The organism is Nitrosovibrio sp. Nv6 (genome assembly GCF_900110495.1).
In the GTDB taxonomy this organism is placed as follows: domain Bacteria; phylum Pseudomonadota; class Gammaproteobacteria; order Burkholderiales; family Nitrosomonadaceae; genus Nitrosospira.
Genome location: NZ_FODX01000003.1, coordinates 38973 through 61647, shown reverse-complemented (window position 1 = coordinate 61647; position 22675 = coordinate 38973). Strand labels below are relative to the sequence as shown.

Here is a 22675-nt window from a genome sequence, read left to right as displayed (position 1 = left end):
TTTGCTGCTTATAGCGCTTCCGGGTGTCCTGCTGAAGGTTCCTTGGGTTAGCTTCGGTAATCCGCATTAATCTTCACGTAATCGTAGGACAGATCACATGTCCAAACTGTGGTGGATGCGTGCCCTCTGTTCAGGACGACGCGCACGGTGATTTCAGGTTGCTTCATCACCCGCTGGCCATCCTGTTCCAGGTAGCCCTCAGCCCTGCCACCCTTTTCTGCGACCAGCACATTATCCAGATAGAGTCGCAATCTGTTGACATCAAGCCTCTCTATGCCCGCATAACCAATGGCTGCGAGTATTCGGCCAAGATTTGGATCAGATGCGAAAAAAGCGGTTTTAACCAGCGGTGAATGTGCAATGGCGTACGCAACCTTAAGGCATTCATCCCGTGTCTTGCCGCCTTCGACCTGTATGGTGATGAACTTGGTCGCGCCTTCCCCGTCGCGTATGATAGCTTGTGCAAGCTGCGCCGCAACCTCGGTTATTGCATCTCGCAGCTGGGCAAATTCAGCGCTTTCGTTATCCGTGATTGCTGAATTGCCGGCACGGCCCGTTCCGATCACAATGAAAGCGTCATTCGTTGACGTATCGCCGTCCACTGTGATGCGGTTAAACGAATTTTCTGCTGCGTATCGCACGATTTCTTCCAGCAGCGGCTGACTCAAGGCGGCATCGGTTGCGATATAACTCAACATTGTCGCCATATTTGGATGAATCATCCCCGAGCCCTTGGCAATGCCGGTAATGGTCGCGGTTGCGCCATTGAGAGAAACCTGCTTCGATGCCGCCTTGGATACGATATCGGTTGTCATGATTGCCTGCGAGGCAGCAAACCAGTTATCCGTCTTGAGGTCGGCTACCGCTGCGGGTAACCCGGCAATAATCCTTTCCAGCGGAAGGGGTTCCATAATCACCCCGGTCGAAAATGGCAGCACCTGGTGGGTGTTACAACCGAGCAATCGCGCCAGTTCGGCGCAAGTAGCGCGAGCGCTCGTAATTCCTCCTTCGCCTGTGCCTGCATTGGCATTACCGGTATTCACCACCAATGCACGGATTGAACATAACGAGTTGAGACTCAAAAGATGTTCTTTAGCGACTATTACGGGCGCGGCACAGAAATCGTTTCGTGTAAAAACGCCGGCGACCTTTGTACATTCATCCAAAGTGATCACAAGCAGGTCCTTGCGGTCCGGTTTTTTTATGCCAGCTTCGGCAGTGCCCAGGGCGACGCCTTTTATTGGCAGCAGTTGCTCGGGTAGTGGAGGTGTGAAGTTGACTGGCATAATAATGCAACCGGTAATAATTTAAGGACCTGTAATGGGTCTCAATCAAAACAGCATGATGGTATTATCTTTCACCGTTGCCTTTGAACTCGAAAGGACATGCGATGGAAATAGAAATAGCACAATATGCTAACTCATCTTTAATATCCTCCGCCGATTTTCCTCATTTTTCAGGCCCGATGACTATCAACATTAACGTAACAGACACAATTCTTCGCTCTGCAATAAATAGTTGCTTGTCAGTTTCCTGTTTGAGTTTCTTGCAGGATATAAATCCATTCCGGAAATTCACTTGCCGCATTCGCGGCAGACATGATAACTGCGCATTGATCAGGAATGGGAGGAAAACCCATGAATTGCGATAAAGAGCTGGACGTGCGGGGCTTGAACTGTCCCTTGCCTATTCTGCGCACCAAAAAATCCCTGATGGACATGACGACCGGGCAAGTATTGAAAATTATGGCGACCGATCCCGGCTCGGTGATCGACTTTCAGGTCTTTGCCGATCAGACGGGCAACGAGTTGCTCTCTTTGTTGGAAGCAGCTGGAGAATTCACGTTTTACATGAAGAAGAAATGATGGATCATGGTCTCTGGCCCGCGATGCTTAAAGTGATCGAATCTGCGGTATGCAAGTCTGAAGCCGGGGCGCTCTGGTAGACGAGGATATAATCAAAGCGCTGTGCATGCGTCGGCAGCTGCGGCCAGATTCCGGTATCGTCCCAACCACGATAGCGGAACAGGAAATTCAGAATTGTCCTGCATCGCTCTATGTGCGGCGGCCATCGCGCCCAGCATGATTGCGCGGCCGCAGCTATCTCCCCCGGCACGTATATTGGATTCGACTGCCGTACGATAGTCGGTTGCTTGTTGCGCAATATGAAAAATAACCGGCAAGCCTTCCGTGACATGACAAGCAAGGCCAAAACGCTCGGCAGCCGCAACGCCATCCAGTTTTGGCATGGCCAAGGCCTGTTCCAGCAGCGGTTGAAGCGTGTTTCCCGCAAATGGCAATGCATCCGTCAAAGCCTGCGTCATGGGAATGCCGTTCAGCAGCTTGAACAATGCCGCGGAGGAACATTGTGCAGCGGCGACTGCCAGTTCATTGTTATTTGTCACGCGCACCACTTCCTCGGTACGCTTCATCAGGTCTTCCAAGGTCCCGCCATGCGTTGCGACGAGTGCCGGAAGCGCTGACAGAGCCGGATGCTGGTCGTCATCCGCGCCTGATACGGCTGGAAACTCGGCGGGTTCAAGGAACAGCAATTTGCGCAATGTCAGGCGGGTAGGGGAGTCGATGTAACCGATAAATTCTCCACCAGGCCCAAAGTGTGCGCGGTATTCGGTCTGATACTCAATGCGGTTGAAGTTGCCGTGCTTTGCCAGGTGCTTCAGCATCAATAAGCAAACCTCACCATAGCCGGTGGACTCACCGGGCGCTTTTCGACCATGCGCGAGGTAGCCTCTTTTTTCAGCATAGTGGACTGCCTCGGGCTGAAGAAAAGCTAATCCTTTGACTGCTTCAATCTCTGCAATGCGCGTTTGATCGTAAAGCCAATGCAGACCCAGCGCGGCGGAATCGGCGACAAGTGCGCCAAGAACGGCAGCGGTATTTGCGTTCTTCATTTTCAAATTCCTTTCCTGCCGCAGAGGCAGTCAGTTGGTTTACATTACCTGGTCAAATACTTTTACGAAACTGCTTTTGAGACTAAATTTCTTCTTCCACTGGCAGCCTTCGCGCTTCGTCTTCCAGCATTACGGGAATACCATCCCGGATTGGGAAAGCCAGCCGATCCCCCTTGCAGATCAGTTCATTTTCGGATTTCCTGTAAAGTAGCGGCGCCTTGCACAGGGGGCACACCAAAATATCGAGCAATTTCGAATCCATAAGTTTTCCTCAGCTTTTATACGTTATTTCAATCCATAGTCCTGCTTCGCGCAAACCGGCAGCAGACATTATGATGCAAACCGCTGATGTAACTCCCGTAAGCGCAGAATTTGCTTCCCATGCCTCCATTCTATCGCTTGCTTCCCGCGGTTACAGAATTGTTGTACTTCGCCCCGCACCGCCTGATCCCTTATCTGGATGAAACTGGCGCGCAAATATTGCTAGCGGGAGCTCTACCTGGGGTTCTCGGTTGTGAAAGTGATGTGATTGTATCCCGCCAGCCGTGCGGCCTCCATCACAGTTATAACGGACTGGTGTGTGGCCTGCGCATCCGCATTGATGACGATTACCGGGTCGGGCCGGTCGCCTGCTGCTGCACGTAATTCCTCACTAAGCCGTTCGGTACTGGATTCGACGGCTGTACGGTTGACTGTATAGTTCCCGGCGGCGCTTATCGAGATATCGATGATATTCGGACGCTCACTGGGCTTGTCGGATGTAGCCTGTGGCAGACTGATTTCCAGTTCGGAGAATTTCGAGTAAGTGGTGGTAATCATGAGAAAAATCAGAATTACCAGCAATACGTCGATCATTGGCACCAGATTGATTTCGGGTTCTTCTTTTTGTCTGCCGCGCTGGAAATTCATGCTGTTTAGCTGTATGGCGATAGATGAACGTAAAAGAAATAAGGCTATATCTGAAAACCGAAAAGTTGAGCTGCCAGTTCTGCTTCGGTTTTGCAGTTGTGCAAATTAACCCGTTCGTCCCCGGACGGGATATTGATAAAAATGCTTGCCCTGTAAACGGTGCCGCAGCGTTAACCTTCCTTGCCGGGCCGGAAATCCACCTGGCGCTCGCCATGAACGATTTCTACCAGTTTCAACGCCTGCAATTCCATTTCTATCACCAGCGCATCCACTTTAGCACGGAAGTAACGGTAAAACATGATGCTGGGGATGGCAACCAGAATGCCGAATGCCGCGTTGTAGAGCGCTACGGAAATACCGTGAGCGAGTTGTGCCGGATTGCTGCCGCCAGTAGGGGAATTCGCGCCAAAGATTTCAATCATGCCAACCAGCGTCCCAAACAGACCCATCAGCGGGCTCAGGGAGGCAATGGTTCCTAACGTGGTGAGATATCGTTCAAGATCGTGAGCGACAGCACGGCCGGCTTCCTCAATGGATTCTTTCATGACTTCACGCGTGCTTTTGTCATTCCTCAACCCTGCGGCAAAAATCTGGCCCAGAGGAGAGTGTTTCTGCAGGCGCGCCAGCATATCGGTACTGACGCCGCTTTTCCGATATTCTTGTACGACTTTGGACAACAGATCTCTGGGTGTTACCATACTCAGGCGCAAAGCCCACATGCGTTCGCCAATAATGCCGACAGCGACGACGGAAGCTAAAATGATCGGCCAGATCGGCCAACCGGCAGCTTGAATCAAAGCGAACACCAATAACCCCCTATAGGAACCTCTGAATGAGCCCTCCGTGGAGCGCGTTGCGGTAAATCGGGATGATCGCAAGGCGCACGACGAAGGCTGTAGCTTATTCTACGACGCGGAGGAGTGCAACGCGGTGAACGCCCGGTTTTCCGCAACCCGAAGGGACGGCGGCTTTGCGGGCGGTCTGCTTTGTCAGGCTCCTAGCGAAGGGGCCGCCCCAAAGCGTTGCACGAAGGTTCCCGCAAAGCGGGATCGGACAGCGTGGAGGCGCCCCCGAGCAAGTCTGTGGTGCCTGCATCCCGCTGCGGGGTCGCACCTTCCTCTGGAAGGCACTGCTCCACCATACGCGGGCGCACCATTCGCGTCGTCGCCTTTCGCGCATCCCATCCCGCAAAGCCGCCGTCGCGTCCCCATAGGACTCATTCAGAGGTTCCTTAAATCAGAGCCGTAATGTAGCTTGCCTCCATGATTTCGGCAAGGATAGGATCGTTTTTCTTGTCCACAATAGCTGTGGATAAGTTTGTGGGTAATTTGCAAATAGAAGCATTAAGTCGCCCTGCCATAACAACTTTTTCTGATTAGATTAATTTTTGAACTTGAGTAAAACCTTTAAAAAACAAACACTTGATCGCAACCCTAGCGTTCATGCGGGTTTGCCCGCTGCAATTATGCATTTTTCGTGACAAGTGTGGATTATTGTAGAATGTCAAGATGAATCTCATTATGGAAATGGAGTTTGCCCAGCCGGTCCTGAGCGTGAGCGAATTAAACCGCAGCGCCAAGGACTTGCTGGAGCAGGCTTTTCCGTTGTTATGGGTAGCCGGCGAAATTTCGAATATCAAACGCTACGGTTCGGGCCATTGGTATTTTTCACTCAAAGATGCGGATGCCCAGGTGCGCTGCGTTATGTTCAGGGATAAGAATCAGTATCTCGACTGGCAGCCCAGGGACGGCATGCGAGTGGAGGTGCGCGCACTGGTGACGTTGTATCCTGCGCGCGGGGATTTTCAGCTGAGTGTCGAACACATTCGCCGCGCCGGGCAAGGTGCTTTGTTCGAAGCTTTCGAGCAACTCAAGGCCAGACTCGGAAACGAAGGGCTGTTCGACTCCGACCGCAAAAAGCCGCTACCGCTATTCCCGAAGCAGATCGGTGTCGTTACATCTCCAGCCGCCGCTGCACTGCACGATGTACTATCCACCCTGCAGCGGCGTATGCCTTCTGTGCCCGTAATCGTTTATCCCACACCGGTGCAAGGCGCGGGCGCTTCTGTAAAAATAGCGGCGGCTATTCAAAACGCTGCAAACCGCGCTGAATGCGATGTTCTGATTCTATGCCGCGGCGGCGGCTCTATCGAAGATTTGTGGGCGTTTAATGAGGAGGTGGTGGCACGCGCAATCGCTGCTTGTCTCGTTCCCATCGTCAGTGGGGTAGGTCACGAGACTGATTTCACCATTGCTGATTTTGTGGCTGACGTCCGTGCACCCACGCCTACCGGTGCGTCTCAGCTCGTCTGCCCGGATCGTGAAGAATTGGTCCGTCTTGGCGAAATTCTTTGGGGCCGCATCCAGCGCGCTACGCAACGAGATATTGAAGGCCGCATGCAGTATGTGGATATGCTCGAATTCCGCCTGATACACCCGGGAAGGCAAATTGATGACCGGATTGCGCACCTTCAGCGTTTACGCAAGCGGCTTGCTGACTCATGGCTGCGGATTTCCGAGAGCAGAAAGTGGCATTTGCGTGACCTTGAACAGCGCATGATTGCGGCCGGGCCGGACATTTCGCGTCTGGACGAACGCCAACGCGAGCTCAGCCTCCGTTTGCGCCGGGCTGTTGCCGTTCGAATGGAAACGCTCATGATGAGCTTGCAGCGCCGGCAGGCAGACCTTGCTCACCTTAACCCGAAATCGGTGTTAGAGCGCGGTTACAGCATTGCCTATTCGGTTGACGGGACGGTGCTCCGAAAAAGCGATGAGATCAATGCTGGCGATACCATTCAAGTGGTTTTTGCCAAAGGTTGGAGCAAGGCGTCCGTAATAGAGAAAGGTGAGTAACTTCTGATTGATCCCAAAAAACCCGCGATCATTGTGGACATTTAGACAACGGTGATGCAGACTTGGAATTCGACAGACCATCTGTATCTGCTTCTCAAGTACCATATGGATCACGGGTGTTCGCTGGCACAAGCCGCGTGCGTCATGCTCGCATCCGTTAAGTCCGTTAAGCTCATGCGGCCTTTGCGGGTCCATCGAGCTTTTATTTAGCTCTCTCATCAGGAACGTGTATCCCTATGTCAAGAACCTTCATCATGCTAGGCGCTGTCAATGCGTTTCTATGTGTCGCTTTCGGCGCGTTCGGTGCGCATGGTTTGAAACAAAGACTCGCTGCCGACATGCTTGCCGTATACCAAACGGGCGTGCAGTATCATTTTTATCACGCGTTGGGTCTTGTCCTGGTTGGTCTCATGCTGTTGCACTTTCCAGCATCCAAACCAATAGTATTGTCGGGCTGGCTGATGCTTACGGGAATTGTTCTATTTTCCGTGAGTCTTTATGCCCTGAGTCTGACGGGAATACGCGGACTTGGCGCGATCACGCCGTTGGGCGGAGTTGCATTCCTGAGCGGTTGGGCGTTGCTCGCCTATGGAGCATGGGCTGCGAAATAGCTACCGGCTCGATGGTCACTGTTGTCATACCGGGATCGTTGTGACGCTCCACCAATTTTTCGCTCCCTGTCCGCGCGGCCTGGAGTCCGCACTCGTCTCCGAGCTGGAGCGGCTTGGCGCCTCTTTCGCAACGGGGCGCGACGGCGGGGTGCAGTTTCAGGGCGACTGGACCATCTGCTACCGGGCTAATCTGGAAAGCCGCATTGCCAGTCGCATTCTCTGGCAGGTCGCGAGCGAACTGTATTCCAGCGAAGCCGATGTGTACGAAACAACTCGCGCATTACCCTGGAAAGAATGGTTCGGTCCGGCGCTTACCATCCGCGTTAACGTGGCTGCCATCAAATGCCCATTGCGCAGTCTGGAGTTTGTCACGCTCAAGATCAAGGATGCGGTCTGCGATAAATTCCGGGAGACGGCGGGTTGTCGCCCCAGCGTGAATACCGTGCAGCCGGATATCCGCATTCACGGCTTTCTCAATGCCCAAAGATTTTCTTTGTATCTTGATACTTCCGGAGATGCGTTATTCAAGCGTGGTCTTCGGAAAAATGCTGGAGAGGCTCCGATAAGAGAAAATCTCGCAGCCGGAATTTTATCGCTGACAGGCTGGCAGCCGGGCATTCCGCTGCTTGACCCCATGTGCGGCAGTGGCACATTCCTGCTTGAGGCAGCACAGATCGCGCTGAATATCGCGCTTGGAGCGGGGCGTAGTTTCGCTTTTGAAAAGCTGGCGAATTTTGATAAAGACCGATGGGATCAGGTTAAGGAAGCAGCGACAGCTCGGCAAAAGCCGAGAATGCCTCAGCCAATATTCGGCAGCGACTTGTACGGTGATGTTTTGGCTATCGCCCGCGCAAATTTATCCGACGCGGGATTTTCTGAACTGGTTACCCTCAAGCAGGCGAACGTGCTCGAGGTATCCGCTCCTGCGTCTTCCGGTTTTCTTGTGACCAATCCCCCTTATGGCGTACGCATAGGTGAACAGCAACAGCTTATCGAGTTTTACCCGAAACTGGGGGATGCGCTGAAGAAAAAATTCAGTGGATGGACTGTTTATATCATCACTGCCGACCCGCTTCTTCCAAAATCCATCCGTTTAACGCCTACGCGCCGTATCCCCCTGTTTAATGGCGCGCTGGAATGCCGCCTACTGGAGTATAAAATGGTTGCGGGTGGAATGCGCAGAGTGAGAAAAGCCGACGTTACGAAGGACATAATGACGCCTCTGGATCAGACTGTCAAAAGCAGGCATGGTTAATCCGACGAAGTCAGGAACAAGAGCAATATTTCTATTGGTATTTCTGGGCTGTACGAGCCTGGTTGGTTACGCGCTTTATCTTCAATTAGTAAAAAATCTTTTGCCCTGCCCGCTTTGTGTCGTGCAACGCATCGCATACTGGCTAGTGGGTTTAACGGCGCTCTTGGCATTTTTCCACTCACCCGATGCAATAGGACGTCGGATTTACAGCGGCCTGATTGCAATCTTTGCCTTCTCGGGGGCGGCAGTGGCATTGCGTCATGCCTGGCTGGTTCGCTATCCGGAGGCATTCGAATGCGGTATCAGCCCGGAAGAAGCATTCTTGAACGCCTTGCCGCTTGCGCAATGGTGGCCCGGCATGTTTGAAGCAAATGGAGACTGCGCCGATGTAACCTGGAAGTTCGCATCACTCACTCTTCCGGATTGGTCGGCAATTTTTTTCATGGTCTTTGGTGGTCTTGCGATTTGCGTCATGCTTGCCAGCCGCAATAGGCGCCTAATGAAGTGACTGGATACACTACATCGGGAATTTGACAATAAGTGCTGGAAAACGCGAATGGAGAGCTATTTGTTCGGAAGAGATTGTCGGGTTCTTGAAAATTGAACATCCCGCCCATACTTATGATCTACCTTTGATACGAGAGAACGGAATTAACCCCTATGAAACGGATTTTTCTATTTATAGTAACCAACCTGGCAATTTTGCTGGTGCTGAGCATTACGCTGCGGATATTGGGCGTGGACCGCATGCTGGACGAACAGGGCGGTATAGATTTCAATTCATTGCTGATCATGTCTGCAGTGATTGGTTTTGGCGGTTCGTTGATTTCGCTCGCGATGTCCAAATGGAGCGCGAAACGGATGACAGGCGCCGTGGTGATCGAGCAGCCTTCCGATCCGACTGAGCGGTGGTTAGTGGAAACCGTCCGGCGCCAGGCTGAGCTTGTCGGTATTGGTATGCCGGAAGTGGCAATTTATGATGCGCCCGACGTTAATGCCTTTGCTACCGGGATGAACCGAAATGAGGCTTTGGTGGCGGTAAGCACTGGCCTGCTTCAGAATATGCAAAAGGATGAAATTGAAGGTGTACTGGCACATGAAATAAGTCATGTCGCTAACGGCGATATGGTGACGCTTGCTCTGATTCAGGGCGTGGTCAATACCTTCGTGATTTTTCTGTCCAGGGTAATCGGGCATTTTGTGGATAGGGTGGTATTCAAAACCGAAAGGGAACATGGTCCGGCTTTCCTGATCACGACGCTGGTGGCCCAGATGGTGCTGGGAATACTTGCCAGCATGATAGTCATGTGGTTCAGCCGACAGCGTGAGTTCCGCGCTGATGCAGGCGGGGCGCAATTGGCCGGCCGTAACAAGATGATTGCCGCGCTGGAGCGCCTTAAACAACGACACGAACCCACACAGTTGCCGGATCGGCTGGCGGCATTTGGAATTTCGGGAGGAGGCGGTGGCGTCAAGAGCCTGTTCATGTCGCATCCGCCACTTGAGGTACGCATCGCGGCATTGCGTGAGATGACCTGATCGGATATCAGGTGGTATCGGGATTCTGTAAGTCAAAAAGGCGGGAGCAGTATATGCTCCCGCCTTTTTTTCGTGCTAATTACTCAGCCCGTTATACTCAGTGCAAGCTGAAAACTTGACCGAATTTATTGAAGAGAGAACTATCAATCACTCAACTTCCAATCAGTCGATATCTTCATCCTCTTCGCTCTTGGGCGGATTGCCGTCATACACCAGATTGCGTCGCCGCTGAAGGTAGGCATCGCGTATAAACTCGTATTTATCCAACGCCGCTTCATCCAGCGTTTTCTCGGATTTAAGCAAACCCGCGCGGGTATCGGCAGCTCTGCTGCTCCCGACTATCGGGCCTATAAAAGGAGCGACGAAGAAGCTGCCTACAAAAACAGGATCGGTGGCTACGTCCAGCACACGTCCACCCGCATCTCTGGTCGAGCTGGGGCCGAGAAAAGGCAGTACTACATAAGGGCCGCTCGCGACGCCGTAATGCCCTAAAGTTTGTCCGAAATCCTCATCGTGCTTTTCAAAACCGATGTCACTGGCCAGATCGACGATGCCAGCCAGGCCGAAAGTGCTGTTGAGCAACAGCCGCGTACTGCTCGTCAAGGCATTGCTGAATTTGAGTTGCAGCAGGTTGTTGATGGTCACGGGAATATCGTTCAAATTGGAAAAGACATTCCCTACTGCGGCTTGGAGCGGATCCGGCATCACCCACTTGTAGCCTTTTGCTATCGGCCTGAATACATAGTCGTCAACCGACTCGTTGAACTCGAATACCGAGCGGTTCATTGGTTCCCACGGATCTCTTTTACTGTAAGCCGGATAAGTAGCGGGCGGCGCTGCATTCTTGAATACTGGCCCGTTAAGCGATTCCCGTTCTTCTTTTCCATTATTGATTGTGCCGCTATTACTGGCCGGCGCGACCGGATCAGGGGGAGCGCTGGTACTCGTGTTGGCCATCGCGCTCGTTTCAGCCGAGGCGCCTGCGCTCGCCGTAGACGTGGTCGCCGTGGTGGTCGTGGTAGGGGTGGTAGTCGTGGTGTCGGTCGTAGCGCTCTTGTCTACCGAAGTGCCCGGGTTTTCACTAGTGCCGGTATTCGCCGCGGTGTTCGTATCAGTCGTGGTGTTTTTGTTGGTCGTGGCGCAGCCGTTAAGAAAAAATCCCAGGAGTATCAGTGATAATGCAGAAGGTCTGAGGAAGCGAGCCATGGTCGAAAGATAAATGGTTTTGCAGTTGATGGTGTGAATAAGGTGCCGCCATTATATGGCTAATCCCTACTGACCGCGCAAATTTTTTCTGGCAGGAAACATTGTTTCTCTTACGTTTCTTTTCACTTGCCGCCGGTCCTCAAAAACCTGACTACCGTGAGCCCGAATCCATTTAACGACGTTTTCGCCCTGATTGAGTGGGGCGTTAGCGCGGGAAGCGGGCACCGGGTCTGGATGAATGCTGATGGAACCTGTTTCCGAGACAAGACGCCGTTCCAACATTCATGCTCAAATTACCACTGTCGGTTATAGTTCGCCGCGCCCCGCAAAATTCTTCAGGCGGAAACCGAGCAGCCATAACATGCCGAAATAACTTATCGCGCCGATCGCCACCACCCCTGTCAGCCGCGTTGCGCGTTCGAAAGCAGAGTGTGTGAGCCATGATGCGTCGCTGCCAGAGGCAAACCACAGGGCGCCGCCCATCGTTGCCAGCGCCATCAATATTTTTGCCATGAAAATCAACCAGCCCGGCTGTGGGTGATAAATTTTATGGCTGCGTAACTTGTAGTAGAGCAGTCCAGCGTTGAGGCATGCGCCCAGGCCGATGGCTAGCGCCAGTCCCGCGTGGCGCAGCGGTATAATGAACGCGAGGTTCATCAGTTGGGTGGCGACGAGCGTGATGGCCGCGATTTTCACTGGTGTACGGATGTTCTGCCGCGCATAAAATCCGGGGGCCAGCACTTTTACCAGAATTAGCCCCAGCAGCCCCAGACTATAAGCCACTAACGCATTGCGCGTCATCCATACGTCGTTGACCGAAAATTCACCGTGATAAAAGAGAGTGGTAATGAGCGGAGTCGCAAGCAGCGCCAATGCCAGCGCCGCGGGCAGCGTTAGCAGCACGGTCAGGCGTAAGCCCCAGTCCAGCAGGCGGGAATACTCCTCATTGCTGTTGTCGGCATAATGCCGGGCCAGTGACGGCAGCAATATCGTCCCAAGCGCCACGCCTAACAGGCCAGCGGGAAACTCCATCAGCCGGTCCGCATAGTAGAGCCAGGACACGCTCCCGCTGATGAGAAAGGACGCGAATATAGTGTTGATGAGCAAACTGATCTGGCCGATCGATACGCCGAACACCGCCGGCCCCATTTGCCTGATAACGCGCCACGCGCCAGTATCCGCAGATTTGAGGCGTGGCCGCGGCATTAACTTGAGGCGCATGAGGAATGGCGCCTGGAAGGCGAGCTGGAGCACGCCGCCGATGAATACTGCCCACGCAAGTGCCAGTACCGGCGGGTCCAGTAGCGGCGCAAGCCACAGCGAACAGCCGATGAATGACAGATTCAGCAACGCCGGGGTTAACGCGGGTATGGAAAATTTGCCGTAGGTGTTGAGGATGCCTCCTGCCAGCGATACAAGCGAGATAAACAGAATGTAGGGAAATGTGATGCGCAGCAGTTCGACTGTCAGCGCAAATTTCTGAGGACTGCCCGTAAAACCGGGCGCACTCACGTAGATTACCAGCGGTGCAGCAAGGACTCCGATGAGAGTAACCAAAAATAAAGCGATCGAAAGCAATGTTGTAACGTGGTTGATCAGCTCGCCTGTTTCTTCGAACGTGCGGCGGTTTTTATATTCCGCGAGTATGGGCACGAATGCCTGGGAAAACGCACCCTCCGCAAAAAGGCGGCGCAGCAGGTTGGGAATGCGAAAGGCCACGAAAAAGGCATCGGTTGCGATGCCTGCGCCAAAGATGCGCGCGATGAACACATCTCGCACGAATCCCAGGATACGGGAAATCAGCGTCATTCCGCTGACAGTAGCGAGGGCGTTAAGCAGATTCATGGATGAGTATGTTAACCTGAATAGTGCTATTGGTTTGGTCAACAGGTGAAAATTTGAATAGCTGCCATAAGGACTTGAGGACTTGAATAAATTCTCCTCGGAATCGGGATAATTATAAGGAGGCGTATCAATGACTGAGACCAATGCCTGAGTTGGTGGGCATGAAAGCCGGCGATACCGCAAGAAAGCGCTCTGGCAGGTGTTTCCGAATCATCCACGATGCGGAATACTCCCGGTTATTCTTGCAATATGCCGGAAACATCCGTATCATTCAAAAAATTTGCGAAACAGTTAATTCGAGGAATTTTCATGGCCAATAGTGCACAAGCCAGAAAACGTGCAAGACAGAACGTCAGTCAACGCGACCGTAACACGAGTTTGCGCTCCCAGTTGCGGACGGCGATCAAGCATGTAAGAAAGGGTATCGAATCTACCGACAAAGCGACTGCACAAGCTGCATTCCAGGCATCCGTCGGCACCATAGATTCCATTGCCGACAGGGGCATCATCCACAAGAATAAGGCAGCCCGTCATAAAAGCCGACTGTCCGCCGCCATCAAGGCGATGGCCTGATCATCTACATCTCAATAAAAAAGCCCGGGCACTCCCCGGGCTTTTTTATTACTCCTGATCTCTTCATATAATCCGGTAAGATCGCACAACAACTTCAGGACGCGCTGGGATTGCGATTCTTGACGGCATCCGTTAGCGCCACTACCAAATCCATCGGGATTGGAAAAATGATGGTATTGGATTTGTCACTAGAGATAGACGTGAGCGTCTGAAGGTAGCGCAGTTGCATTGCTCCCGTTTGCTGGGACAGAATCTGCGCCGCCTGCATCAATTTGTCCGATGCCTGCAATTCGCCTTCGGCATGAATCACCTTTGCGCGCCGCTCGCGTTCTGCCTCCGCCTGGCGGGCGATGGCCCGGATCATCGATTCATCGATATCCACATGCTTGATCTCGACGTTGGAGATCTTGATACCCCATGCATCAGTCTGAATGTCAAGGGCCTTTTGAATGTCCATATTGAGTTTCTCACGTTCCGCCAGCATTTCATCAAGCTCATGCTTGCCCAATACCGAGCGCAGGGTAGTCTGCGCGAACTGGCTGGTCGCTGCAAGGAAGTTCTCCACCTGAATGATGGCTTTTTGCGGATCGACCACGCGAAAGTACACCACGGCGTTGACTTTCACCGAGACGTTGTCGCGTGAAATAACGTCCTGGCTGGGCACATCCATAACCACCGTGCGCAGGTCAACGCGCACCATTTTCTGAATGCCCGGAATTATCACGATCAGGCCCGGGCCTTTTACCTTGTAGAAGCGGCCAAGCAGGAACACCACGCCGCGCTCATATTCACGCAGGATGCGAAATATCGTGAACAATGCCAGGAGGATAATGACGAGGGCACCAAAACCTAAATTGAGCATGATCATCTCCTTTGGTTAATTCTCCACCAGGGTTACATGTAAAACCAGACCCTCGATTCCTGTTACACGCACTTTCTGCCCGCGGACCAGAGGCTGGGCGCACCGCACGCTCCACAGTTCACCATGAATACGCGCCATACCTTCATTCGGCGTATCCTCCAGCATCTCTCCCACGGCGCCGATCAACTCTTCTCGTCCGCTGACAATGGGTTTGTGCCGCGACTTCAGTGCCATACCAATGACAGAAATCAGGAATAATGCACTGGCTATGGAGATTATGGCAATCATGGGCCAGGGAATACCATAGCCGGGAATATCGCTGTCGATCAGCATCAGTGAGCCGAAAGCAAAAGCAATAACGCCGCCGATACCGAGCGCGCCGAAGCTGGGTAGAAAGGCTTCCGCCACCATGAATGCGATACCGAGCAGGATCAGGGCAAGACCGGCATAGCTCACCGGCAGCAACTGGAATGCATACATGGCAATGAGCAGGCAGATAGCGCCTGCCACGCCGGGCAACACGAAGCCGGGATTGGAAAATTCGAAGAACAATCCGTAAATACCGATTAGCATCAGTATATATGCCACGCTCGGATTGGTGATGATAGCCAGAAGCCGTGTCCGCCAGTCCGGCTCGACGATCTCCACTGTGGCTGAAACGGTATCGAGAACAAGGGCCTGACCAAGTACATTCACTTGCCTGCCGTTCATCTGCTTTAGCAAATCCGGCACATCAGTGGCGACATAATCGATGACCTTGAGATTCAGCGCTTCTGTCGCTGATAGACTTACTGCTTCATGCACGGCGCGCTCGGCCCATTCCGCATTGCGCCCGCGCATCTGTGCAAGCGAGCGGATGTATGCGGCAGCGTCCTGAATCATTTTGTGGGACATTGCATCTTTTTTTGACGCCTTCTCGTCTTTGGTTACCTTCCGCCCGGGATGCTCGTCAGGCTGCGTTGCAGGCGAATCGGGTGATGACTTCGGTCTGGTTCCAGGCTCAGGCTCCGGCTCCGGCGCAGGCTCCGGCAAGCCCCCGATCTGTACAGGTGTGGCCGCACCCAGATTGGTGCCGGGCGCCATCGCGGCGATGTGGCTGGCATAGAGAATATAAGTTCCGGCACTGGCCGCCCGAGCTCCGCTCGGCGCGATGAAAACCGCCACCGGCACGGACGAAGCCAGTATGCCGCGTATGATCTGCCGCATTGAAGTATCGAGACCGCCTGGTGTATCCAACTGCAATACGATGAGTGACGCTCGCTCGTCGGCAGCGCGTTGGAGACCGCGCTGAATGAAGTCAGCGCTGGCCGGAGCAATTGGACCATCTACTTTCAGTACTATGACTGGTGCAGCCAGAACCAGCGTCGGCAACAGAAGCAGAAACGCCACCACGCTCACGCTATTAGTCAGAGTAGGGACAAATGGTTTCATTGTTTTACTATAGACGGTTTCAATCTCGCCCGCGTTCAGCTAAACAATACGATCCACTGGTTTATTGACTTATTCGGCGGTTCCGAGACTTGCAATCAACGTTGTTTTAGCGCATAAAGCGATTTTTCTATCAAGAAGCAGCGCTCATGAAGCGACCGATAAGCCGAATTCTCATTATCAACGATGAGAAACTGATACTGAAGGAACTGATCAAGGGCCTGAATGCTGCTGCCAAATCCCTCGAGAACCCATTAGGCATTACTTTCGCAGGCGTTACCACTGCGCGCGAAGCGCTGCAAGCCATCGAGGATGACGGCGACATCCAGTCGGTATTGGTGGACGATACGCTCTATACCCTGAAAAATGGGGAAAAGGGTTCCCGTAACCTGCAAATGACAGCCTTGAAGCTGGTGCAGGAAATTACCCGTTTTCGTCCTGAACTTGATATCTACATCCTGATCGCGCAGGAAAAAGAGGATGAGGTGGTGGATGCGCTCTTCTCGGAAACCGTTGACGGCTATTTCTACCGCGAGGAACGCGACTATCGAGGCATGTATCGCATTCTCAACGCCCAGCTTCAGGAAAAAGCACGCACACCTTTTTATGACCAGCTCAAAAATTATGTGCTGATGGCAAAGGATGCCTGGCACACACCGGGGCACTCCTCAGGCGATTCGCTGCGCGACAGTCCCTGGGCCAGTGATTTTTACGAGTTTATAGGTGAGCATATTTTCCGCGCTGACCTGTCCGTGTCGGTGCCGGTGCTCGATTCGCTGATGGAGCCAACCGGCGTCATCGCAGAAGCGCAGAAGATCGCAGCAAAAGCATTCGGGGCGCGGCGCACATTCTTCGCTACAAACGGTACTTCCACCGCCAACAAGGTGATATTCCAGACCCTGCTCGCCCCCGGCGAAAAACTGTTGCTGGACCGGAACTGCCACAAATCCGTACATCACGGAGTTGTATTATCGGGCGCTAATCCAATCTATCTCGACTCATCGGTAAACAAGAAATTCGGCGTTTACGGTCCGGTACCCAAACAGACCCTGTTCAATGCCATCGATGAACATTCCGATGCACAAGCCCTGATACTCACCAGTTGCACTTACGATGGGCTGCGTTATGACTTGCGCCCGATTATCGAGGCAGCCCATGCCAAAGGCATAAAAGTGATCATCGACGAAGCCTGGTATGGATTCGCCCGCTTTCACCCTGCGTTCCGCCCGACCGCGCTGGAGGCGGGTGCGGACTATGCCACCCAAAGCACACATAAAGTACTATCGGCTTTCTCACAGTCCAGCATGATCCACGTCAATGATCCCGAGTTCAACGAGCATCTGTTTCGCGAGAATTTCAACATGCATACTTCCACCAGTCCGCAGTACAGCATGATTGCAAGCCTTGATGTAGCGCGCAAACAAGCGACGCTGGAAGGCTACAAGCTGCTGTCGCGCACCCTGGAGCTGGCAAAGGAAGTGCGTGCCCAGGTCAATTCTACCGGCGTATTTCGCGTGCTGGAGCTCGCTGATCTACTGCCTGATGAGGTGAAGCAAGACAACATTCAACTCGATTCCACCAAGGTTACCGTCGATATTTCCCGTTGCGGCTTTACTGTGGAGGATTTAATCCGGGAATTGTTCGAGCGATACAATATTCAAGTGGAGAAATCCACCTTCAATACTCTCACTCTGCTTCTTACCATTGGCACTACCCGTAGCAAGGTTTCACGTCTTTATGATGCGCTGATGCGCATTGCGCGGGAAGGCCGTGCGCCCAGACGTCTCTACCAGACCCCGGAGCTTCCCGTTTTTACCGATCTCAAATACCTGCCGCGCGACGCATTTTATTCCGGCGGCGAACGGGTGCCACTGCTGGATGAACAGGAGCGCATAAATGATGATTTGAAAGGGAGGATTTGTGCGGACCAGATTACTCCCTACCCTCCCGGTATTCCTGTCCTGGTGCCAGGGCAAACCATTACGCACGAGATCGTGCAGTACCTGGTTAGCATGCTGCGCTCACAAAAACGCGTGGAAGTGCACGGAATTGTTTACGACGGCTATCTGCCCTGTTTGAGGCTGTTAACCGCCGCTGAGGAAAAAGGCTTGAAAAAGCTGGTTAAATAGGTAAACATAACGAGTTGCACGACAAGCTATCCATCACGCGCACGGCGGCTTATGCCGCCGTGCCGCTTTCCGACCCCTGACAAACGCGGGCATTACCTATGGAACCCCTGAACAAGTCCCCTCGGACGCAGCAGCATCCCGTGCGAGCTACAGCAAAACCGGACGTTCGCTACGTTGCACTCTCTGGCGTCATGGACGGGGCCGCGATCTTTGCCGACCCCCCCGACTCCTTTTTGACCATCAATTTTGCCAATTTCCGGCTCAGTTGTCAGCGCCACTGGCAACTCGATTTTTAATTGATCGCTCCACAGAACATTCATTCAGAGACTTCTTATATGTCCAATTTGATGAACACCTATCTGCAGCTACCTGTTACATTTGTAAGAGGGGAAGGCGTCTGGCTGTGGGACGAAGAGGGCAGGCGCTATCTGGACGCGCTTGCCGGCGTGGCGGTATGCGGGCTGGGACATTGTCATCCGGAGCTTGTGAAGGCAATTTGCAACCAGGCCGGTACGCTTATCCATACGTCCAATCTTTATCATATTGGGAGACAGGAACAGCTGGCCAGCAGGCTGGCCCTGTTGTCGGGCATGGATAACGGTTTCTTCTGCAATTCGGGCGCGGAAGCGAACGAAGCCGCGATCAAGCTGGCAAGGTTATACGGACATGGCAAAGATATAGATTTGCCTACCATCGTCGTGATGGAAAAATCCTTTCACGGACGCACCATGGCAACCCTGACAGCAAGTGGCAACCGAAAGGTACAGGCGGGTTTTGAACCGCTGCTCACGGGTTTTGCGCGAGTGCCGTACAACGACCTGGAAGCAGTGGCGCAAGTAGGCGTGCATAACAAGAATATTGTAGCCATACTGGTTGAACCCTACCAGGGAGAAGGGGGCGTCAATGTGCCCCAGGCAAACTATCTGCAAGGCCTGCGCCATCTGTGCGATCAAAACGGCTGGCTTCTGATGCTGGACGAAGTGCAATGCGGGATCGGCCGAAGCGGCAACTGGTTCGCGTTTCAGCACAGCGGCATTACTCCTGATGTGATAACGCTCGCCAAGGGCTTGGGGTCGGGTGTACCCATCGGCGCTTGCCTCGCCAAAGGCACGGCGGCGAAAGTATTCAAGCCCGGCAATCACGCATCCACTTTCGGCGGCAACCCGCTAGCCTGTGCGGCTGCGCTGACAACGCTCAAAGTCATCGAAGAACAGGACTTGCTGGGAAACGCGATGGAACAGGGCGACTTCATGCGAAGTATGTTCAAAGCGCAATTAGCCGGCCTGCCCGATGTCGTGCAGATTCGCGGGCAGGGATTGATGATTGGTATCGAGCTTTCCAGACCGTGTGGCGATCTCGTAAAAGAAGCGTTCAAAAAAGGGCTTCTCATCAACGTGACCTCAGATAAGGTAGTGCGTCTGCTACCGCCCCTGGTAATCCAGCGGAGCGAGGCGGAGCAGGTGGTAACAATATTGTCCGACATCATGAAGGAATTCCTGGCGGCGTGACAGCAGCTTGCAAACCCCCAAAGTGAGCCGTGAAAGGCACCCCGGGTTTATGTTTTCGGCGATTCGATTCACTTTACGGCTCGGAATATTATGCAGATCAAGCATTTTCTACAGTTCAACGATTTTTCCCTTGAGGAATTCGAGTATCTGTTTGAGCGTACACGCTGGATCAAGCATGAGTTCAAGCAATACCGGCGCTATTGGCCATTGCAGGACCGTACTCTGGCAATGATTTTCGACAAGCATTCGACCCGTACACGGCTTTCGTTTGAGGCGGGTATGCATCAGCTGGGCGGCGCGGCGATCTATCTCTCCACGCGGGATACGCAGTTGGGCCGGGGCGAGCCAGTAGAAGACGCGGCGCGCGTGATGTCCCGCATGGTGGATATAGTCATGATCCGGACCTATGAACACGACATTATCCGGCGTTTCGCAGCACATTCACGGGTGCCCGTCATCAACGGGCTGACGGATGAATATCACCCATGCCAGATCCTTGGCGATATTTTTACTTTTATCGAGCAGCGTGGAAGTATCTCGGGCAAGACGGTGGCGTGGATAGGAGATTCGAATAACGTTTGCAATACGTGGCTTCAAGCGGCTGAGGTGTTCGGTTTCAACGTGCATGTCTCGACTCCCCGAGGCTACGAAGTGGAGCCGGAACGGGCAGGGCTGTATGGCACTGACCACTACGAGGAGTTCGCCGATCCGCATGACGCGGTGAGAGAGGCTGATCTTGTTACCACGGACGTCTGGACCAGTATGGGGTTCGAGGCGGAAACCGAGGAGCGGAAGAAAGATTTTGCGGAGTTTCGGGTAGACGCGGAAATGATGTCCTGCACCAGGAAAGACACGCTGTTCATGCACTGCCTGCCTGCTCACCGCGGTGAAGAGGTGGCGGCGGAGGTCATCGATGGCCCGCAGTCGATAGTGTGGGAAGAGGCTGAGAACAGGCTGCATACCCAAAAGGCGCTGATTGAATATTTGTTGCTTGGAAGATTGGAAGAAACCTGATCTCCCAAAATATCCAGCAGCTTCCATTTCACTCTCCTGCTCCGCAGGATAAGCAGTCAACCCGGACCAAACAGATTCAAAATGAGAACAGAGTCTTCGCAAAACTTCACTGAGACGACAAAATGATGAATCACCCGTCATCCTCTTCGAATTTATGTCTACGAGCCAAGTATGGAAAAAATGAACAAAGCTGATGCGTCCGAAATTAACAAGGTTGTCCTGGCATTTTCCGGCGGACTGGATACGTCGGTGATTTTGAAGTGGCTACAAGATACCTATCAGTGCGAAGTTGTCACCTTCACCGCGGATATTGGACAAGGTGAAGAGGTGGAACCTGCTCGCGCAAAAGCCCGGCAACTAGGCGTGAAGGAGATTTTCATCGAGGATCTGCGTGAAGAATTTGTGCGTGATTTCGTTTTCCCCATGTTTCGCGCCAATGCTGTTTATGAGGGTGAATATCTGCTTGGCACCAGTATCGCCCGTCCGCTGATTGCCAAGCGGCAGATTGAAATCGCCCACCAAACCGGTGCAAACGCGGTTTCTCATGGCGCCACCGGAAAAGGCAATGACCAGGTGCGTTTTGAGCTCGGCTATTACGCACTTGAACCCAGTATCCGTGTAATCGCGCCATGGCGCGAATGGGATCTCACGTCCCGCGAAAAGCTGCTGAGTTATGCTGAAGAGCACGGCATCCCGGTGGAGATGAAGAAAAAGGACGGCTCTCCATACAGCATGGACGCCAATCTGCTTCATATTTCCTATGAAGGCCGTATCCTGGAAGACCCAGCGCAGGAACCTGAGGAGTCCATGTGGCGCTGGAGTGTAGCGCCTGAAAATGCGCCAGACAAGGCGGAATACGTTGATCTGGAATTCAGGCAGGGCGATATTGCGGCCTTGAACGGTGAAGACCTCTCCCCGGCTTGCGTACTTGCCAAACTGAACCAGTTGGGCGGCAAGCACGGCATCGGCCGCCTGGATCTGGTCGAGAACCGCTACGTTGGCATGAAGTCCCGCGGGTGTTACGAGACCCCTGGCGGCACCATTATGCTGCGCGCCCATCGTGCAATAGAATCTATTACCCTCGACCGGGAAGTGGCTCATCTGAAAGACGAGCTGATGCCGCGCTACGCAGAGCTTATTTACAACGGTTACTGGTGGAGCCCGGAGCGTAAAATGATGCAAACCATGATTGATGCATCCCAGACCCATGTAAACGGCTGGGTACGAGTGAAACTCTACAAGGGAAATGTGATAGTGGTCGGGCGAGACTCCAAAACGGATTCACTGTTCGATCCCAATATCGCTACCTTTGAGGACGACCAGGGTGCGTACAACCAGACGGATGCGGCGGGTTTCATCAAGTTGAATGCGCTGCGAATGCGTATTGCCGCAAATTTGAAAAATAGCAAATGACCATCGGACCGCGATTGGGATAACCGGATAACCTTATTCGCATTCGCAAGGAATTAAGCCAAGCATGTCTTCAGCCAATCAAGGAGAGTACGCATGCCATCATTTGACATTGTTTCCGAAGTTGACAAGCAGGAAATCAGAAACGCAGTTGACCAGACGAATAAGGAAGTCAGCACTCGGTTCGACTTCAAGGGATCGGATGCGCGCGTGGAACAGGCTGATTACATACTTACTATCTTTGCCGATGATGAATTCAAACTGAGCCAGGTGCTGGACATTTTGACGGCCAAGCTCGCCAAGCGCAACGTTGATGTCCGCTGTCTGGACAAAGCGCAGTCGGAAAAAATCAGCGGTAACAAAGTCAAACAGCAGGTCACCGTTAAAACGGGAGTGGAAAGCGAACTGGCAAAAAAAATCATCAGGCTCATCAAGGACAGCAAGCTCAAGGTGCAGGGCAGCATTCAGGGAGAGGCGGTACGCGTCTCGGGCGCCAAGCGCGACACGTTGCAGGAAGCAATACAGCTGGTCAAGAAATCCGTTACTGAATTTCCGCTTCAGTTCCAGAATTTCCGCGAATGACAGGCTACATTTCCCTTGCGATAAGTTTTGTCACCCCTGGT

At 53.1% G+C, this 22675-nt stretch carries 22 protein-coding genes; 12 read left to right on the top strand and 10 right to left on the bottom strand.

The features are described 5' to 3' along the window. Positions 1-47: 47 nt before the first annotated feature. The gene (gene argJ, locus BMX66_RS09000) at positions 48-1286 is read right to left on the bottom strand and encodes a bifunctional glutamate N-acetyltransferase/amino-acid acetyltransferase ArgJ (RefSeq protein ID WP_090881294.1); all 1239 of its coding nucleotides are present in this window, start codon (positions 1284-1286) and stop codon (positions 48-50) included. A 351-nt stretch (positions 1287-1637) separates the two neighbouring features. Here argJ and BMX66_RS08995 point away from each other — a divergent pair, with 351 nt between their 5' ends. Continuing rightward, the gene (locus BMX66_RS08995; RefSeq protein WP_090881291.1) at positions 1638-1865 is read left to right on the top strand and encodes a sulfurtransferase TusA family protein; all 228 of its coding nucleotides are present in this window, start codon (positions 1638-1640) and stop codon (positions 1863-1865) included. Between the two features lie 92 nt (positions 1866-1957). On the opposite strand, the gene BMX66_RS08990 is transcribed toward BMX66_RS08995, so the two are convergent. From BMX66_RS08990 to BMX66_RS15640, 5 genes are all read right to left on the bottom strand, one after another. Then, positions 1958-2911: an ADP-ribosylglycohydrolase family protein gene (locus BMX66_RS08990; RefSeq protein ID WP_090881288.1), complete on the bottom strand. Its 954-nt coding sequence runs from the start codon at positions 2909-2911 to the stop codon at positions 1958-1960. An 82-nt stretch (positions 2912-2993) separates the two neighbouring features. After that, on the bottom strand, positions 2994-3173 hold the full coding sequence (locus tag BMX66_RS08985) for a Trm112 family protein (RefSeq protein WP_090881284.1): 180 nt from the start codon (positions 3171-3173) through the stop codon (positions 2994-2996). A 233-nt stretch (positions 3174-3406) separates the two neighbouring features. Next, positions 3407-3820: an ExbD/TolR family protein gene (locus BMX66_RS08980; RefSeq protein ID WP_090881280.1), complete on the bottom strand. Its 414-nt coding sequence runs from the start codon at positions 3818-3820 to the stop codon at positions 3407-3409. 170 nt (positions 3821-3990) lie between these two features. After that, a complete protein-coding gene (locus BMX66_RS08975; protein WP_090881276.1) occupies positions 3991-4626 on the bottom strand; it encodes a MotA/TolQ/ExbB proton channel family protein in 636 nt (211 codons plus the stop codon). Positions 4627-4817: 191 nt separating this feature from the next. Next, positions 4818-4976 carry a hypothetical protein gene (locus tag BMX66_RS15640; RefSeq protein WP_158593398.1) on the bottom strand — a complete coding sequence of 53 codons (159 nt, stop codon included), beginning with the start codon at positions 4974-4976 and terminating at the stop codon, positions 4818-4820. Between the two features lie 352 nt (positions 4977-5328). Here BMX66_RS15640 and xseA point away from each other — a divergent pair, with 352 nt between their 5' ends. The 5 genes from xseA (at position 5329) to htpX (ending at position 10077) form a co-directional block, all read left to right on the top strand. Further along, entirely contained in the window at positions 5329-6672 is a 1344-nt protein-coding gene (gene xseA / locus BMX66_RS08970) for an exodeoxyribonuclease VII large subunit (protein WP_255398881.1), read from the top strand. Between the two features lie 236 nt (positions 6673-6908). After that, entirely contained in the window at positions 6909-7283 is a 375-nt protein-coding gene (locus tag BMX66_RS08965; RefSeq protein WP_090881273.1) for a DUF423 domain-containing protein, read from the top strand. A 40-nt stretch (positions 7284-7323) separates the two neighbouring features. Next, a complete protein-coding gene (locus tag BMX66_RS08960; protein ID WP_090881671.1) occupies positions 7324-8538 on the top strand; it encodes a THUMP domain-containing class I SAM-dependent RNA methyltransferase in 1215 nt (404 codons plus the stop codon). After that, positions 8531-9046 carry a disulfide bond formation protein B gene (locus BMX66_RS08955; RefSeq protein WP_090881270.1) on the top strand — a complete coding sequence of 172 codons (516 nt, stop codon included), beginning with the start codon at positions 8531-8533 and terminating at the stop codon, positions 9044-9046. Before BMX66_RS08960 ends, BMX66_RS08955 begins: the two co-directional genes overlap by 8 nt. 152 nt (positions 9047-9198) lie before the next feature. Continuing rightward, the gene (htpX, locus tag BMX66_RS08950; protein ID WP_090881267.1) at positions 9199-10077 is read left to right on the top strand and encodes a protease HtpX; all 879 of its coding nucleotides are present in this window, start codon (positions 9199-9201) and stop codon (positions 10075-10077) included. Between the two features lie 162 nt (positions 10078-10239). Here htpX and BMX66_RS08945 read toward each other — a convergent pair whose 3' ends face one another. Beyond that, a complete protein-coding gene (locus tag BMX66_RS08945; RefSeq protein WP_255398880.1) occupies positions 10240-11283 on the bottom strand; it encodes an MlaA family lipoprotein in 1044 nt (347 codons plus the stop codon). 306 nt (positions 11284-11589) lie between these two features. Next, the gene (gene murJ / locus BMX66_RS08930) at positions 11590-13128 is read right to left on the bottom strand and encodes a murein biosynthesis integral membrane protein MurJ (protein WP_090881254.1); all 1539 of its coding nucleotides are present in this window, start codon (positions 13126-13128) and stop codon (positions 11590-11592) included. A 309-nt stretch (positions 13129-13437) separates the two neighbouring features. On the opposite strand from murJ, the gene rpsT reads away from it, so the two are divergent. Further along, on the top strand, positions 13438-13701 hold the full coding sequence (gene rpsT, locus BMX66_RS08925; RefSeq protein WP_090881669.1) for a 30S ribosomal protein S20: 264 nt from the start codon (positions 13438-13440) through the stop codon (positions 13699-13701). Positions 13702-13795: 94 nt separating this feature from the next. Here the strand turns inward: rpsT and BMX66_RS08920 are convergent, their stop codons facing one another. Continuing rightward, positions 13796-14563: a slipin family protein gene (locus tag BMX66_RS08920; RefSeq protein WP_090881667.1), complete on the bottom strand. Its 768-nt coding sequence runs from the start codon at positions 14561-14563 to the stop codon at positions 13796-13798. Positions 14564-14578: 15 nt separating this feature from the next. Further along, positions 14579-15994 (bottom strand): NfeD family protein, encoded by a 1416-nt coding sequence (locus BMX66_RS08915; RefSeq protein ID WP_090881251.1) that lies wholly within the window; start codon positions 15992-15994, stop codon positions 14579-14581. Positions 15995-16140: 146 nt separating this feature from the next. On the opposite strand from BMX66_RS08915, the gene BMX66_RS08910 reads away from it, so the two are divergent. The 5 genes from BMX66_RS08910 to BMX66_RS08885 all read left to right on the top strand — a co-directional run bounded on the left by BMX66_RS08910 (position 16141) and on the right by BMX66_RS08885 (position 22634). Continuing rightward, entirely contained in the window at positions 16141-18120 is a 1980-nt protein-coding gene (locus BMX66_RS08910; protein ID WP_090881248.1) for an aminotransferase class I/II-fold pyridoxal phosphate-dependent enzyme, read from the top strand. Between the two features lie 335 nt (positions 18121-18455). After that, positions 18456-19628, top strand: coding sequence for an aspartate aminotransferase family protein (locus tag BMX66_RS08900; protein ID WP_090881242.1), 1173 nt, complete (start codon positions 18456-18458; stop codon positions 19626-19628). Between the two features lie 90 nt (positions 19629-19718). Then, a complete protein-coding gene (gene argF / locus BMX66_RS08895) occupies positions 19719-20642 on the top strand; it encodes an ornithine carbamoyltransferase (RefSeq protein ID WP_177168765.1) in 924 nt (307 codons plus the stop codon). 171 nt (positions 20643-20813) lie between these two features. Continuing rightward, the gene (locus tag BMX66_RS08890) at positions 20814-22055 is read left to right on the top strand and encodes an argininosuccinate synthase (protein ID WP_177168764.1); all 1242 of its coding nucleotides are present in this window, start codon (positions 20814-20816) and stop codon (positions 22053-22055) included. Positions 22056-22148: 93 nt separating this feature from the next. Next, complete coding sequence (locus tag BMX66_RS08885) at positions 22149-22634, top strand: YajQ family cyclic di-GMP-binding protein (RefSeq protein ID WP_090881232.1); 486 nt, start codon at positions 22149-22151, stop codon at positions 22632-22634. Positions 22635-22675 lie beyond the last annotated feature (41 nt).